Here is a 14697-nt window from a genome sequence, read left to right on the forward strand (position 1 = left end):
GCGCGGGAGCCGGCGGTGGATGCGGTGTGCGCGGCCGCCGTGGACCTGGCCCGCGCGGCCGCCGTCGAGCAGGCGGGCGATCCGGGCGAGGTCGGCGAGCACCTCGGCATCGAGGCCGAGGGCGACCGGATCGTGCTGCACCGCTTCGCCTGCGCCTCGCCCGCCTACCCGGGCTGGGCCTGGACGGTGGTCGTCACCCGCGCCTCTCGGGTGCGCAAGGTCACGGTCGACGACGTGGTGCTGATGCCGGGCGAGGGCGCGATGCTCGCGCCGGCGTGGGTGCCGTGGTCGGAGCGGCTGCGGCCGGGTGACGTCGGGGTCGGCGACCTGCTGCCCACGGCGATCGACGATCCCCGGCTCGCGTTGCGTGTGGAGGACGTCGAGGAGCTCGTCGACACCGACGACTACCTCGAGCTCGGCCTCGGCCGGGCCCGGGTGCTGTCCGTCACCGGCCGGGAAGAGGCCGTCGAGCGCTGGTACGCCGGCGACGCCGGGCCGGATGCCTCGATCGCCAAGGTCGCCCCGGCCTCGTGCCTGACCTGTGGTTTCCACGTCCGCCTCGCGGGTGCGCTCGGCCGCATGTTCGGCGCCTGCGCCAACGAGCTGGCCCCCGACGACGGCCGGGTCACGGCCATCGATCACGGCTGCGGGGCGCACTCCGAGGCGCTGGTGGCGCCGTCGGCGCACCCGGAACCGATCGTGTTCGACGAGGACCCCTCCGACCTGGAGCCGACGGACGTCGAGCTGATCGGCGTCGCCGCCCACAGCCCCGGCTCGGTGGCGGACGCCGAGCCGGGGGAGCAGCCCGCGGACGCCGCCGACCCGGAGCCCTACGGCCACTCCTGACCGCAGGCCCCAACTCCTCCGCCCGGCCCCGTCCGCCCGGCCCGCCCCGTCCGGAGCGGTCGCGGGCGGACGGGGCGGGGCGCCGGCCCTAGGCGGTGCGGCCGAACAGGGCGGGCAGGGTGCCCTCGTGGGCGTCGCGCAGCTCGTCGAGACCCACGCGCAACACGTCCTGCACGTCGAGCGTGTCGCCGTCGACCACGCCGATGCGCTGCCAGGGCAGGCCGCGGACCGTGCACATGTCCGTGAAGCGCTGCTCCTCGGAGCGCGGCACGGCGACGACGGCACGCCCGGCCGACTCGCTGAACAGCTCGACGAACGGGTCGGCGCCAGCGTCCAGGACGATCCGTGCGCCGCGCCCGCCGCGTAGGCAGGACTCGACGAGGGTCTGCGCGAGTCCCCCCTCGGACAGGTCGTGGGCGGCGGTGAGCATGCCGTCGCGGGAACCGGCGACGAGGACCTCCCCGAGCAGCTTCTCCCGGGCGAAGTCGACCGCCGGCGGCGCTCCGCCGAGGTGCCGGTGCGTCACCCAGGCCCATTCGGAGCCGCCGAACTCGTCGGCGGTCTCGCCGAGCAGGATCAGCGCGTCCCCCTCGTCGGTGAAGCCGATCGGGGTGCGCCGGGCGACGTCGTCGAACAGGCCCAACACGCCGATCACCGGCGTCGGGTGGATCGGCGCGGAACCCGTCTGGTTGTAGAACGACACGTTGCCGCCGGTGACCGGCAGGCCCAGCTGCCGGCAGCCCTCGGCGAGGCCCGCGCACGCCTGCGCGAACTGCCACATCACCTCGGGGTTCTCCGGGGAGCCGAAGTTCAGGCAGTTCGTCACGGCGATCGGCACCGACCCGGCGGCGCTGACGTTGCGGCATGCCTCGGCGAGAGCGAGCTGCGCGCCGGTGAACGGGTCGAGCCGGGCGTAGCGCCCATTGCCGTCGGTGGCCAGCGCGATGCCGAGCCCGGTCGACTCGGACAGCCGGAGGACACCGGCGTCCTCCGGCTGGGCGAGGACGGTGGCGGCCTGCACGTACCGGTCGTACTGGTCGGTCACCCAGGCGCGGGAGCACAGGTTGGGCGAGGCGATCATCCGCAGCAGGGTCTCGCGAAGCTGCGCCGGCGTGGTCGGCCGGGCCAGCCGGGACGCCGTCGGACCGTCCGCCCGGACCCGGTCGAGGTCGGCGGGGCGGCGCAGGGGCCGCTCGTAGACGGGGCCGTCGTCGGCGAGCGAGCCGGGCGGCACGTCGACGACGACCTCGCCGTGCCAGCGCACGATCAGCCGCCCGGAGTCGGTGACGGTGCCGATCCTGGTCGCCAGCACCCCCCAGCGCTCGGCGAGGGCGAGGACCTCGGGAAGCGCCTCGGGGGTGACGATCGCGAGCATCCGCTCCTGGGACTCGCTCGCCAGCACCTCGTGCGCGGCCATCGACGGCTCGCGCAGCGGCACCAGATCCAGATCGACGTCCATGCCGCCGGGCTGGCCGGTGGCCAGGCCCGCCGCGGTCGTCTCCGTCAGCGCGCAGGTCAGCCCGGCGCCGCCGAGGTCCTGGATGCCGGTGACGAGCTCACGGTCGAACAGCTCCAGGCAGGACTCGATCAGGATCTTCTCCGTGAACGGGTCGCCGACCTGCACGGACGGCCGGCGGGCCGGGCCGCCGCCCTCGTCGAAGGTCGCCGATGCCAACACGGACACGCCGCCGATCCCGTCCCGGCCGGTCTTCGCGCCCAGCAGGACCACGGCGTTGCCGACCCCGGTGGCCGCCGAGGTCTGCACCCGGCCGACCGGCATCACCCCGACGCAGAGCGCGTTGACCAGTGGGTTGCCGGCGTAGGTCGGGTCGAACACGACCTCGCCGCCGATGTTGGGCAGGCCGAGGCAGTTGCCGTAGCCACCGATGCCGGCGACCACCCCGGGCAGCGTCCGCGCCGTGTCGGGCGCGTCGGCGTCACCGAAGCGCAGCGGGTCGAGCACCGCGATCGGCCGGGCCCCCATGGTCAGGATGTCGCGGACGATGCCGCCGACGCCGGTCGCCGCCCCCTGGTAGGGCTCCACGAAGCTCGGGTGGTTGTGGGACTCGATCTTGAAGGTGACGGCCAGGCCCTCGCCGACGTCGACGACCCCGGCGTTCTCCCCCATGCCGACGAGCAGCCGGTCGGTGGACGGGGTGTCCCGGAACTGCGCCAGATGCACCTTGGAGGACTTGTAGGAGCAGTGCTCGCTCCACATCACCGAGTACATCGCCAGCTCGGCGTCGCTGGGGCGGCGGCCGAGGGTCGCCACGATCCGCTCGTACTCGTCGTCGGTGAGTCCCAGCTCGCGGTACGGCTGCTCGGTGGTGCCCGTGGCACCGGAAGTCGCGCTGCCAGTGGTCTCGAAGGTGGCCGCCGGGGCGGTCGGGTTGCCGGTCACCCCCCCATCCTCGCGGATCGGGCCAGCTCGCGGCCCCTGTGCCCGGAGACCGGTGCTGCCGGCCCGGGGTGGCGTGGGCCACTGCCACCCCGGTGTCCGGATCGCGGCTAGCTGAGCAGGCCCTTGCCCTTGAGGTATTCCTTGGCGACGTCGGCGGGCTTCTCCCGCTGGGCGTCGACCTTCTTGTTCAGGTCGGCCAGGTCGGCGGTGGTGAGCACCGGCGCCAGCTTGTTCAGCGCCGCCGAGATCTGCGGCGTCAGCGACTTCGTGTTGACGATCGGCACGAGGTTGTCGGCGTTCTGGAGCTTCTTGTCGTCGGTGAGCACCACGAGGTCGTAGTCGGTGACGGTGGCGTCGGTGGTGAGGACCAGGCCGAGCTGCGCCGTGCCGTCCTTGACAGCGGCCTTCGTCTGCGGGGTGTCGACCCCGGTCTTGACGATCTCGCTGATCTTGATGCCGTAGGTCTTCTCCAGCCCGGGCTGGCAGAACGGCCGGGACTCGCACTCGGGGCCGGCGGCGATCTTCACCGTCTGCCCGCTGGCGCCCAGGTCGGACAGGGCCTTGAGGTTGTGCTGAGTGGCGAAGGACTTGCTGACGGCGAAGGCGTTCTGGTCGACCGCGTCGGCCGGGTCGAGCACCGACAGTCCGAGGCCGGTGGCGAGCGGGCGCAGCGCGGCCAGCGACTTCTGCAGGTCCGGCGAGGAGACCGACGCCGCGTCCGGACCGTGGACCTTGGAGTTGAGCAGGTCGGCGTAGGTCGCGACGTACTGCGGCATCGCGTCGACCGTGCCCTTCTCCAGCGACGACTGGGCGAGCTCGGTCTGCTGCACCGAGGTCCGGTCGACCTTGTAGCCGGCCTTCGCCAGGACCGCCGCGTACATCTCCGCGAGGATCTTGCTCTCGGTGAAGCCGGCGTCGGCGACCGTGAGCGAGCCCCCCGCCGAGGTCGTCGCGCCGGCCCCGGCGCCGCTGCTGCCACCGTCCGAGTCGGAGCCGCAGGCCGCGGCCGTCAGCGCGAGGGCGACCAGCGCGGCCAGGCCCGCCAGGGCACGGTGATGCAGCCAGGACCGCGGGGCGCTTCGGCGCCGCGGATCCGTCGGTACTGTTGCGTCAGTCACGTTCGAGAACCCCACCGTTCGTCTTCGGCTGTTCTTTCGGATCGTCGGGCGCGTGCGACGGCCCCCGGCTGTCCCACACCGTCCCATCCCGGTCCGACAACTTCCGGACGTCCGGGACACGCTCCTCCGCCACGGGTCGACCCCGCAACCAGAACAGGACCAAGTAACAGCGTCAAGGTGGACAAACGGTCACGCAGGCGGTTCGTGTGCCGCCGAGCCCGCCCGGCCCCCGGCCGGTGGAGCTCACCAGCCGGGAACGGAACTCAGCCCACCAACGACTCCAACCGCCCGGTAAGGACCTCGCCGTGCTCCTGGTGGATCGAGACCTCGGCGGTGCGCCGCGCGGGACCGTCGTCGCCGTTCGGCCGCCCGTCCTCGCCCGCCACCGGCCGCACCAGGCGATTCTCCGCGGCCTCAAGAAGATCTTCGGCCGCCGACGAGATGGATTGCGCGAAGGCCTCGCGGCCGCGGGTGCCGTGGCCGGGTAGTTCCAACGGAACCACTTCGATGGTGGCAGGGAAGCGCCGCCGCCAGGGGCGGAAAACACTCGCGGTGCCACCGGCGTGGGGGATACAGAATAGTTTCAGGCGGTCGGCGGGCATGACTCCACGCTCCTCACCGTGTCATGGATGAACGGGCGACCCGGTGGCGCCCGGGTGGTTTGCTACTTGTGCGCAGTGACCGTCTCCGCAGCGCGGACGAGAATATTTCTCGGGCGTTCGACTGGAAGCAGCACCTGGTTGAGGCGTTCGCGGACTCCTTCCGGCGTCACGGCGCCGAGGGTGGCCACGTGAACCTCGATGTCGAGCTGGATCCGACTATCCTCGTCGGTTCTTGCCGGCGGTACACAGCGCAGGACTCCTGGAATGGAATGCGCAGCGAGTCGGACCACATTTTGCAAGAACGGCACCCCGACCTGCTCGTTCAGGTTCACGAGATGGATTTCCGGAGTCCCGTGGCGGAGGTCGTCCGGGGTGAGCTGGATCTGGGGCTGGCGCAGGACTGGGAGAACGCGCCGATGACCCTGCCGCAGGGAGTCCGTCGAGTGAAGCTGATGGAGGACATCGCGCAGGTGGCGCTGCCCACCGGTCATCCGCTTGCAACGCCCGGACGCGACTCGATCTCCATGAAGGACGTGCTCGGCGAGCGCTGGATCAGTCGAACCGTGGGATCCACCTGTCACGACAGGCTGATCCACACGATGCAGACCCACGGCGCGGAGGCCCGGATCGGGCACATCGTGATGGAGTATCCGACCCAGCTTGCGATGGTCGCCGCAGGTATGGGGCTCGCGATGGTCCCGCGGCTCGGTCAGGATCCGGTGCCGGCCGGTGTCCGGGTATTGGCGCTGCATCCCCGGCTGCGGCGGAGCATTTACGCGGTCTGGCGCGCCGACAACGACAGCCGACCGGCCGTACGTCACGCGATCGGGGCGCTGTCGGCCGCAGCGCGGGCGGCCTGACGCCCCGTCTCGCGCGCCTGGGTGCACCTTCTGTCACCGTCGGCCGAGATCTGCCTGGTCAGAACGATGGCACCGAATCACTGAAAGTCACCTCGGCGAGATCTTTGCATCCGCCGTCATCCTTATGTAAATTTTTTTTGGCGGACAGTCTCGCGGGGCGGGCTGCCGCCCGACTCCGCGATGCTGACGACTCGGTGTGCCGAAAATGATGACATTCACGCCCGGTCCGGGTGATCTCTGCGGCGCCGACGCTGTCCGCAAGATGTCGTAGGACAACGGTGTCAGGCGTCAGCAGGGCACTGTCCTCCCTTTTCCCAACGCTGATGGAGAGGCAGGCATCGAATATGGTCGAGATCGCAGAGGCTTCGTACCGAAGCATCTGGACGTTCCTGCGCGAGGTGCCCTTCCAGCAGGGCTGGATTGACGTGGACGGAGTGTCGACCCGGTACGCGGAGGCCGGCGCGAAGCACCTTCCGGCGGTGCTGATGCTGCACGGCACGGGTGGCCACTGGGAAACCTTTGCACCGACTCTCGGTCCGCTGAGCAGGCATTTTCGCTGCATCGCCGTGGACATGCTGGGTAACGGCTTCTCCACGAAGCCGGACTACGACTACGAGATCAACGTCTACGTCCGCCACCTGCTGCGACTGCTGGATCTCCTGGACGTCGACGACTTCTCGGTGATCGGTATGTCGCTCGGCGCCTGGGTGGCAGCGCAACTGGCCCTCGATGCGCCGGCCCGGGTCCGCAGACTCATCCTGATGTCGCCGGCCGGCCTGCTGGCGACGCCCTCGAACATGGCCCGGATCCGGGCCGAGCGGACCCGCGCGGTGGAGGACCCCAGCTGGGACTCGATCAAGGCGATGTTCGAGCATCTCATCGCTGATGAGCGCAACCGTCTTCCCGACCTGATCGCCCTTCGTCAGGCGATCTATCGGCTCCCCGAGACCCGGAAGGTGATCGACCACGTCCTGGTCCTGCAGGATCCGGCCGCCCGGGACCGGAACCTGATCACGCCGCAGCAGTGGGGGACGTTGACCGCTCCGACCCTGCTGGTCGCGTCCGGTAAGGACTTCGGCGACTATCAGAACACGGCCCGACGGCTGGCGACCTACCTGCCCAACTCGGAGATCCTGGAGATGCCCGAAGTCCGGCACTGGCCCCACTTCGAAGAACCGGACGTCTTCAACGCCGCCGCCCTGCGCTTCCTCTCGGGCCCGGACGGCTCCTGACGCGGAGCGCTCACCTGGGACGCCGGGCGGTCGACACCGCGCGGGACAGCAGGAGCAGGAGGCCGTCGACGAGGAGGGCGAGCGCGGCCACGAGGATCGCGCCGCCGACCACCTCGGGGCGGCGGTTGTTGGCCAGGCCGTCGACGACGAAGCGGCCGAGGCCGCCGCCGCCGATCAGCGCCGCGATGGTCGCCGTCGCCACCACCTGCACCGCGGCCAGCCGCAGACCGAGCATGATCATCGGTAGGGCCAGCGGGAGTTCGACCCGGCGCAGGAGCTGGCCGCCGGACATCCCCATGCCCCGGGCGGCCTCCTTCGCGCCCGCGTCGACCTCCTGCATCCCCACGTAGCTGTTGGTGACCAGCGGGGCGATCGCGAAGAGGGTGAGCGCGACGACGGTGGTCGTGTCGCCGATGCCGAGCGGGCCGATCGCCAGCAGGACGAGCACGGCGAACGTCGGCACCGCGCGCCCGATGTTGGAGACGTTGATGGCCAGGGTGCCGCCCCGGCCCAGGTGCCCCAGGCCGATCCCGACCGGCAGCGCGACCGCGCAGGCGATGGCCACCGAGGCACCGGTGAGCAGCAGGTGCTCGCCGAGGCGGTGGGCGATGCCCTCGTCGCCCCGCCAGCTCGCGCCGGTGGTGAGCCAGTCGAACGCGCTGGTCAGGGTGCTCACGCGGCGGTTCCGCGCGGACGCGGTGGGCCCGCGGCTGGCGGGCTTGCAGTCGGTGGGCTTGCAGTCGGTGGGCTTGCACTCGGTGGTCTCGCGGCCGGTGGCCCGATCGCGCCGCTCCCGCGGGTCCGGCGCGGCTGGCTCCGGCGGCCGTGTCGCCACGGGGTCAGCAGCCACTGCAGTCCGACGAGCAGCAGGTCGGCGACGACGGCCAGCGCCACGCACAGCACCGAGGCGGTCAGCACCTCCGACTTGAACGAACTGGTCAGGCCGTCGTAGATGAGGTCGCCCAGGCCACCGTGGCCGATCGTCGCGCCGACGGTGACCAGCGCGATCGTCGAGACCGTCGCGACCCGGATCGCGGCCATGATCGAGGGCAGGGCAAGCGGGATCTCCACGGTGATCAGCAGCCGCAGCGGGCCGTAGCCCATGCCCCGGGCGGCGTCGCGCACGTCCGCCGGCACGGCGTCGAGCCCGGCGAGCAGCCCGCGGAAGAGGATGACCAGCGTGTACGCGACCAGCCCGATCCGCACCGTGGTCGTGGACAGGCCGGTGACGGGCAGCAGCAGCGCGAAGAACGCCAGCGACGGCACCGTGTACAGGACGCTCGCCAACCCGCTGATCCAGGCGACGGCGAACCGCCAGCGCCGGGCGAGCAGGACCAGCGGCACCGCGATCACCAGGCCGATCGCCACCGCGCTCAACGTGAGGCTGACGTGCTCGCGCAGCGCCGCGGACAGCTCGTCCGAGCGGGTTTCGACGTAATCTCCGCAGATCCAGGCGTTCCGTTCGAGACAGCTACCGGACGCGACGATGGCCACCGAAGCACCGTAGCCGGTACGGAGGACTCGACGCCCATGACCGCGGAACCGACGCCTCGGCGAACCCGATGACCTCGGCGGACCCGATGATCTCGTTGCGCGGGGTGGGCAAGCGTTACCCGGACGGCACGGTGGCGGTCGCGGACCTGTCCTTCGACGTGCCCGCCGGGGAGCTGCTGTGCCTGGTGGGCCCGTCGGGGTGCGGCAAGACCACGACGATGAAGATGATCAACCGGCTGGTGGAGCCGACGTCCGGGCAGATCCTGGTGGCCGGGGAGGACGTGGCCCGCACCGATCCGGTGCGGCTGCGCCGGCGCATCGGCTACGTCATCCAGCAGATCGGCCTGTTTCCGCACCTGACGGTGCGCGCGAACGTCGGCACCGTGCCGCGGATGCTGGGCTGGGACCGCGCCCGCATCGGCGCCCGGGTGGACGCGATGCTCGACCTCGTGGGCCTCGACCCGGCGACCGTGGAGAAGCGTTACCCGCACGAGCTGTCCGGCGGGCAGCAGCAGCGGGTCGGCGTCGCGAGGGCGCTGGCCGCCGATCCGCCGGTGCTGCTCATGGACGAGCCCTTCTCCGCGATCGATCCGATCGCGCGGGACCGGCTGCAGGCGGAGTTCCTGCGGTTGCAGCGGGAGATCCGCAAGACGGTGGTGTTCGTCACCCACGACCTGGACGAGGCGATCCGGCTCGGCGACCGGATCGCGGTGTTCCGCCAGGGCGGCCACCTCGAGCAGATCGACCCGCCCGCGCGCATCCTCGGCCGCCCGGCCACCGACTTCGTCGCCGGTTTCGCCGGATCCGACCGGGCGTTGCGGCGGCTGTCCGTGACCACGCTGCGCCGGGAGGATCTCGAACCGCCCCGATCCGGCCGGGTCGAGGCCGCGGGCGCCGGGCGGATGGGCATCGAGGTGGGGGCGTCCCTGCGGGAGGCGCTGTCCGCGCTGCTGGCGCAGGACAGCGCAGCGCTCGACGTGCACGCCGGCGGCGAGCTGGTCGGCGTGCTCACCCCGGCGGCACTGCACGCGGCGCTGCGCCGGTCGGTGGCGCGGGACGACGAGCCCGCCGCCGAGTCCGGTTCCGCGCGGGCGTGACCCGGCGGGGTCGCCTCAGGCGCGGGCGAGCAGGCCGGTCAGTACCGAGGTGAACATGCGCAGTCCGTCCAGGCCCGAGCCGGTCAGCGCGTCGACGGCGTGTTCCGGGTGGGGCATGAGGCCCATGACCGTGCGGTCGGCGTTGCAGACTCCGGCGATGTCGTCGGCCGAGCCGTTGGGGTTGCCGCCGACGTAGCGCAGGACGATCCGGTCCTGCGCGGCCAGCTCCGCGAGCACCTCGGGGCTCGCCACGAAGCGGCCGTCACCATGCTTGACCGGGATGACGATCTCCTCGCCGGCCTGGTAGTCGCGCGTCCAGGTCGTGGCCGCGGTCTCGACGCGCAGTCGCTGGTCGCGGCAGACGAAGTGCAGCCCGGCATTGCGGGTGAGCGCGCCCGGCAGCAGGCCGGCCTCGCACAGCACCTGGAAGCCGTTGCAGATGCCCAGTGTGGGCAGGCCGTCGGCGGCCGCGGCGACGAGGGCCGCGACCATCGGGGAGAACCGGGCGATCGCGCCGGCGCGCAGGTAGTCCCCGTAGGAGAAGCCGCCGGGCAGGATGACGGCGTCGACCCCGGTGAGGTCGTCGTCGCCGTGCCAGAGGGCGACCGGCTCGGCGCCGGCGGCCCGCACGGCCAGCGCCGCATCCCGGTCGTCGAGCGAGCCCGGGAAGGTCACGACCCCGATCCTGGTCGTCGTCCTGGTCGCCGCCCTGGTCGTGTCGGTCCCCACCGCATCCATCCCGGCACCCACCCAGCTTCCGCTCGCCCGTCAGCTTCCGTCGGTTTCCATCGACTTCCGTCAGGGTAGCCGCTCCCCTCGCGGGGGAAGGCCGGTTGATCGGCCCTCGGACCCGTCGTGGGCGGGTAGGGGTCAGACGGGTTCGTCGGCGGCCTTCGGGGGGTGGGGGGCGCCCCATGGCCCGGTCGTCCGGCGCGCCCGGCTCAACTGCGCACCAGGGGCGCTTTCCTCCCAGACCAGGCCCTTCTCCAGGTGCACGCGGGTGCCCCGATGCGGGCCCTCGACCCGGTGGAACTGGACGCGGTCCATGAGCGCCCGCATCAGGAAGATTCCCCGCCCCTGCTCCGGGACGTTCTCCGGCGCTGTGCCGTCCGGGGTCGGGCGCGTCACCCAGTCCGGATCGAACACGCTCTCGAAGGCGGTGTCCAGGCCGCCGCCGCTGTCGCACACCTCGATGACGGCCACCTCGTTGTCGACGCCGACCGACACCTCGTACTCGTCCTCGACCTGCGCGTGGAGAAGCACATTCGCACATGCCTCGGTCAACGCAAGCTCAACGTCATCAATGCATTCATGGGATACCCCGAGAACCTTTAGGGACTGCGTACAGATTCGTCTGACCACGGGTATGGAGATCTCATCGCGGGGCAACGACAGGCTGAGTTTGATCTCCATATCGGCAGGTGTACCCCCCGCCGACGACATCAATCGACCCTGCTAGACGAACATTCTCGGAAGTGCGTCACACCGTTGCGGATCATCGCAGCCGGTCGGCGATCGCCCGACCCAACCCGGTGCCCGAGAGCCAGGCATTCTCGATCTTCGGCCGGCCCCATCCATCGCCCGCGAGACCGATTCCATTGGCGGACAGGTGGAACGGCCGCTCGTGCGGGCGCTGCGGCCGGGCGAACGTCCACCGCTGTACGTACACCCACCGCGGCTGCTCCGGGACGGCGAGCAGCCGCCGCAGCGACTCGATGAGCGCGGGACCGGCCGCGGCCGGCTCGGCCAGGCGCGGCCGGGCGAACCCGGCCGTCGAGTGCGCCACCAGGACGGGTGCGTTGTCGCCGCGGCGCCGCCCGTCGTCGGCGATCCACTCGATGGTGTCGTCGTCGTGCACGAAGGCGCCGTCCATCGGCGTCCAGCAGCGGTGCGACCAGCCCGCGAGCAGCGCCAGAGTCGGCGACCAGGCTCGGTCGGCGACCAGGGCACGTTCCTCGGTGAAGGACTCGTCGAGGTGGCGCAGCGCCTGCGGGTCCGGCATGGCCAGCACCACGGCGTCCGCCGGCTCGCCGTCGACGAGCGGGCCCGGGGTGATCCGGGCGATCGGGGCGGACTGTGCCACGCTGACCCCGGCTCGGGAGGCGAGGTCCGCGACCAGCGACCGCAGCCCGCGGGGCGCGGCGTAGCGCAGCGGTCCCGGTTCGGCGGCGGTCAGCGTCGCGTTCGGTCCGCTGATCACCGACATCCGCCGAGTCCACGGGCGTGCTGTCCCCCGGACCAGCCAGTCGTTCACGACCTCGGCGAACTCGGGTGAGGTGACGGTGAAGTAGGAAGCGCCGGAGTCCACGATCCGCCCGTCAATCCACCGAGAGGCCATCCGGCCGCCGATCACCCGACCCCGGTCGCGGACCTCCACCGTGATTCCCCGGGCCTGCAGCACACTCGCACAGGCGATTCCCGCAATTCCTCCGCCGGCGACGACGACCTTTGCCACGAATCCCCCCATTGACTCGACATCGACGCCGGTCGGCTCGCGGGTAAACCCCCATTCCCCGCCCTGGGGCGTTGCTTTCGTGGGATCGCGGGGCCGACCGGGCGGCCGCTGGCGAGCCGAGCGTGGCGATCATCTCCGCGCACCCGCCGGGATCGACCTGCCGGTCAGGCACCATCATCGTGCCTGTCATCCCCGACGCCGGAGTGCAGCCGGTGCCGGCTCGACGGGACAACACCCAGGATGGGTGGGGGTTCTCCCGGAATGCGCGGGCGGGGTGCCGCCGCAGCGCCCGGCGTTTCCGCCTCGCGCCGCCCATGGCCTAGCCTTACCCCGAATCCAGCCGTACCCAGTCCATGCCCACGACCGTGCGTGACGGTCATGACCTTAGGAGCCCGTGATCGCACGTCGACCCGCACCCCAGCGTCCGGGCGCCCGCCCCGCCCGTGTCGCGGCCGGTTCGCCCGCCGCCGCCCGCCGCCGTTCAGCCGAGCCGGGACCCGACGGCCCGACCGGCGAGATCGACCCGACCGGCGCGATCGGCGTGGTCGGGCCGCGGGAGCCCTGCCCCTGCGGCTCCGGGCGTCGTTACAAGGCGTGCCATGGCGAGCGGAGCCGGCCGGCGCCGGTGCTGCGGCCCTTCCTCAGCCGCCGGGACGAGCCCGACCTGGTCGCGTTGCGCGAGCTGGTGCCGAGCGCGACCGCCCCGGTGATCCTCGCCGCCGACCATCTCGCCAAGCATCCCGAGCATGCCGACCGGCGCATCACGCTCTGCACGATGCTGCCGCAGGCGGCGCCGGCACTGGTCCGCGAGGACGGGGAGATCCTCGTCGCCATGCAGACCGCGCTGCCCGGGCTGGACGCGTCCCGGGACATCGCCGGAGCGCTGCTCGCCGCCCTGGACGCCGACCCGGGCAACGTGGTGGACGTGCCGGCGGCCTCGTCCCCGCGCCTGGTCGAACAGCGGCCGGACGGACTGGCCGGGCTGCCCCGGCTCACCGACCTGCTCGACCCGGCCCCCCTGGAGATCACCGTCCACCCCGGCTTCGGGTGGTGGCTGCGGCCGTCGGACGACGACAGCGGGCCCAACCAGGAGGTGGCGGCGATGCTGGAGCGGGCCAACGCCACCGTGGTGCCCACGGTGCGGCTGTCCGCCGTGCCCGCCGCCTACTGGTGCCACCCGAGCGACCGGTGGCATCTGCGCTGGGCGCTGCCCCTGGCCGCGCCGGCCGGAGCCGCCACGGATTCGGCTGCCACGGCTGCCACGGGTTCGGCTGTCACGGGTTCGGCCGACGGCGGTGACGTTGCAGGTTCGGACATCGCCCGTTCGGAGGAGGCGCTGCTCGACGCCCTCGCCCGGCTGGCCGCGGCCGAGCGGCTCACCGTCGGTCCGGGAACCCGCTTCGTCGGCTTCTTCCGGGCCGACGGCATCGTCATCCCGGTCTGGGATCTCGCCGCGGACACCGCGCCCGAGCGCTGCGAGGAGCCGGCCGCCGCGCTGAGGCTCGCCTACCGGGAGGCGCTCGCGAGCCCGACCTCGCTCACCGCGCAGGAACGCCGAATCCGGGCCGGTCTCGTCGGCCGCAGCCTCACTCTGCGCTGAGGCGGGCGGTGGTCCGACAGGAGGGGATTCAGGAGGGGATTGCGGTGGGCACGAGCGACAGGCCGGACAGCACGTTCGACGTCATCGTCGTCGGGGCGGGCCCCGCCGGGGGCAGCGCGGCGCGGGCGGCGGCAGCCGCCGGGGCCCGGGTATGCGTCCTCGAACGGTCGTCGATGCCGCGGTACAAGACCTGCGGCGGCGGGCTGGTCGGCCTGTCGACCGACCACGTCGGCATCGACCTGGCCGGCCTGGTCCGCGCCACGGTCAGCTCGCTGACGATGACCTTGGACGGTCGGTACCAGATCAGCCGCGGCCAGCCGGACGCGCGGCCCTGGCTGTCCATGGTGATGCGGACCGACCTGGACGCCGCGCTGCTGGCCGCGGCCGAGGCGGCGGGCGCGATCGTGCGGACCGGCGTGCAGGTGCTGGGCCTGCGCGAGGCGGCCGCCGCGGTGCCCGGGGCCGACGACGGCTGGGTGCACGTCCGGGTGCGCGGCGGCGCCGACCTGCGGGCCCGCGTCGTCATCGGGGCGGATGGCGCCTCGGGGCGCTGCGGCACCCACGTCGGAGTCCGGTGCGATCAGATCGACGTCGGCCTCGAGGGCGAGTTCGTCGTGGACGCCGCCCTCGCCGAGCGGTGGGCCGGCCGGATGCTGATCGACTGGGGCCCGGTGCCCGGCTCCTACGGCTGGCTGTTCCCCAAGGGGCGGGTGCTGACGGTGGGGGTGATCGGCGACCGGGCCAAGGGCGCCGCGCTGCGCGGCTACTACGAGCGGTTCGTCGAGCGGCTCGGGCTCGCGGGCGCCCCACGCCAGCACGATTCCGGCCACCTCACCCGAGTCCGGGCCGTCGACTCCCCGCTGCGCCGCGGCCGGGTTCTCGTCGTCGGGGACGCCGCCGGCCTGCTCGACCCGTGGACCCGCGAGGGCATCTCGTTCGCGCTGCGCTCGGGCCGGCTCGCCGGGGAGGCGGCGGCCGCGGCGGTCGGCGCC

General features: G+C 72.4%; 14 protein-coding genes. 6 read left to right on the forward strand and 8 right to left on the reverse strand.

Features of this window, described 5'->3' with window-relative positions:
* Positions 1-846: DUF3027 domain-containing protein (locus ND748_RS12555; RefSeq protein WP_251745971.1), on the forward strand; the 846-nt coding region annotated here is incomplete at its 5' end.
* An 88-nt stretch (positions 847-934) separates the two neighbouring features.
* Here the strand turns inward: ND748_RS12555 and purL are convergent.
* From purL to ND748_RS12570, 3 genes are all read right to left on the reverse strand, one after another.
* Positions 935-3247, reverse strand: coding sequence for a phosphoribosylformylglycinamidine synthase subunit PurL (gene purL, locus ND748_RS12560; RefSeq protein ID WP_251745972.1), 2313 nt, complete (start codon positions 3245-3247; stop codon positions 935-937).
* A gap of 107 nt (positions 3248-3354) precedes the next feature.
* Positions 3355-4308: an ABC transporter substrate-binding protein gene (locus ND748_RS12565; protein WP_251745984.1), complete on the reverse strand. Its 954-nt coding sequence runs from the start codon at positions 4306-4308 to the stop codon at positions 3355-3357.
* Positions 4309-4628: 320 nt separating this feature from the next.
* Complete coding sequence (locus tag ND748_RS12570; RefSeq protein WP_251745973.1) at positions 4629-4967, reverse strand: thioesterase II family protein; 339 nt, start codon at positions 4965-4967, stop codon at positions 4629-4631.
* Positions 4968-5035: 68 nt separating this feature from the next.
* Between ND748_RS12570 and ND748_RS12575 the strand changes: the two genes are divergently transcribed.
* A complete protein-coding gene (locus ND748_RS12575) occupies positions 5036-5827 on the forward strand; it encodes a LysR substrate-binding domain-containing protein (protein ID WP_251745974.1) in 792 nt (263 codons plus the stop codon).
* Positions 5828-6171: 344 nt separating this feature from the next.
* Positions 6172-7059: an alpha/beta fold hydrolase gene (locus tag ND748_RS12580; protein WP_251745975.1), complete on the forward strand. Its 888-nt coding sequence runs from the start codon at positions 6172-6174 to the stop codon at positions 7057-7059.
* 10 nt (positions 7060-7069) lie between these two features.
* On the opposite strand, the gene ND748_RS12585 is transcribed toward ND748_RS12580, so the two are convergent.
* Both ND748_RS12585 and ND748_RS12590 read right to left on the reverse strand, forming a co-directional pair.
* On the reverse strand, positions 7070-7735 hold the full coding sequence (locus tag ND748_RS12585) for an ABC transporter permease (protein ID WP_251745976.1): 666 nt from the start codon (positions 7733-7735) through the stop codon (positions 7070-7072).
* Positions 7732-8553: an ABC transporter permease gene (locus ND748_RS12590; RefSeq protein WP_251745977.1), complete on the reverse strand. Its 822-nt coding sequence runs from the start codon at positions 8551-8553 to the stop codon at positions 7732-7734. Before ND748_RS12590 ends, ND748_RS12585 begins: the two co-directional genes overlap by 4 nt.
* 68 nt (positions 8554-8621) lie before the next feature.
* Here ND748_RS12590 and ND748_RS12595 point away from each other — a divergent pair, with 68 nt between their 5' ends.
* Complete coding sequence (locus ND748_RS12595) at positions 8622-9650, forward strand: ABC transporter ATP-binding protein (protein ID WP_251745978.1); 1029 nt, start codon at positions 8622-8624, stop codon at positions 9648-9650.
* A 15-nt stretch (positions 9651-9665) separates the two neighbouring features.
* Here ND748_RS12595 and purQ read toward each other — a convergent pair whose 3' ends face one another.
* The 3 genes from purQ to ND748_RS12610 all read right to left on the reverse strand — a co-directional run bounded on the left by purQ (position 9666) and on the right by ND748_RS12610 (position 12105).
* A complete protein-coding gene (purQ, locus tag ND748_RS12600) occupies positions 9666-10388 on the reverse strand; it encodes a phosphoribosylformylglycinamidine synthase subunit PurQ (RefSeq protein ID WP_251745979.1) in 723 nt (240 codons plus the stop codon).
* A gap of 132 nt (positions 10389-10520) precedes the next feature.
* Positions 10521-11093 carry an ATP-binding protein gene (locus ND748_RS12605; protein WP_308205629.1) on the reverse strand — a complete coding sequence of 191 codons (573 nt, stop codon included), beginning with the start codon at positions 11091-11093 and terminating at the stop codon, positions 10521-10523.
* A gap of 52 nt (positions 11094-11145) precedes the next feature.
* Complete coding sequence (locus ND748_RS12610) at positions 11146-12105, reverse strand: FAD-dependent oxidoreductase (protein WP_251745981.1); 960 nt, start codon at positions 12103-12105, stop codon at positions 11146-11148.
* 394 nt (positions 12106-12499) lie between these two features.
* On the opposite strand from ND748_RS12610, the gene ND748_RS12615 reads away from it, so the two are divergent.
* Together ND748_RS12615 and ND748_RS12620 are read left to right on the forward strand one after the other, a co-directional pair.
* Positions 12500-13705 carry a DUF5926 family protein gene (locus ND748_RS12615; protein ID WP_251745982.1) on the forward strand — a complete coding sequence of 402 codons (1206 nt, stop codon included), beginning with the start codon at positions 12500-12502 and terminating at the stop codon, positions 13703-13705.
* A 44-nt stretch (positions 13706-13749) separates the two neighbouring features.
* Positions 13750-14697 (forward strand): geranylgeranyl reductase family protein (locus tag ND748_RS12620; RefSeq protein ID WP_251745983.1); only part of this gene is annotated, 948 nt, incomplete at its 3' end.

Origin of the sequence: Frankia sp. AiPs1 (assembly GCF_023716945.1) — a bacterium.
In the GTDB taxonomy this organism is placed as follows: Bacteria; Actinomycetota; Actinomycetes; order Frankiales; family Frankiaceae; genus Frankia.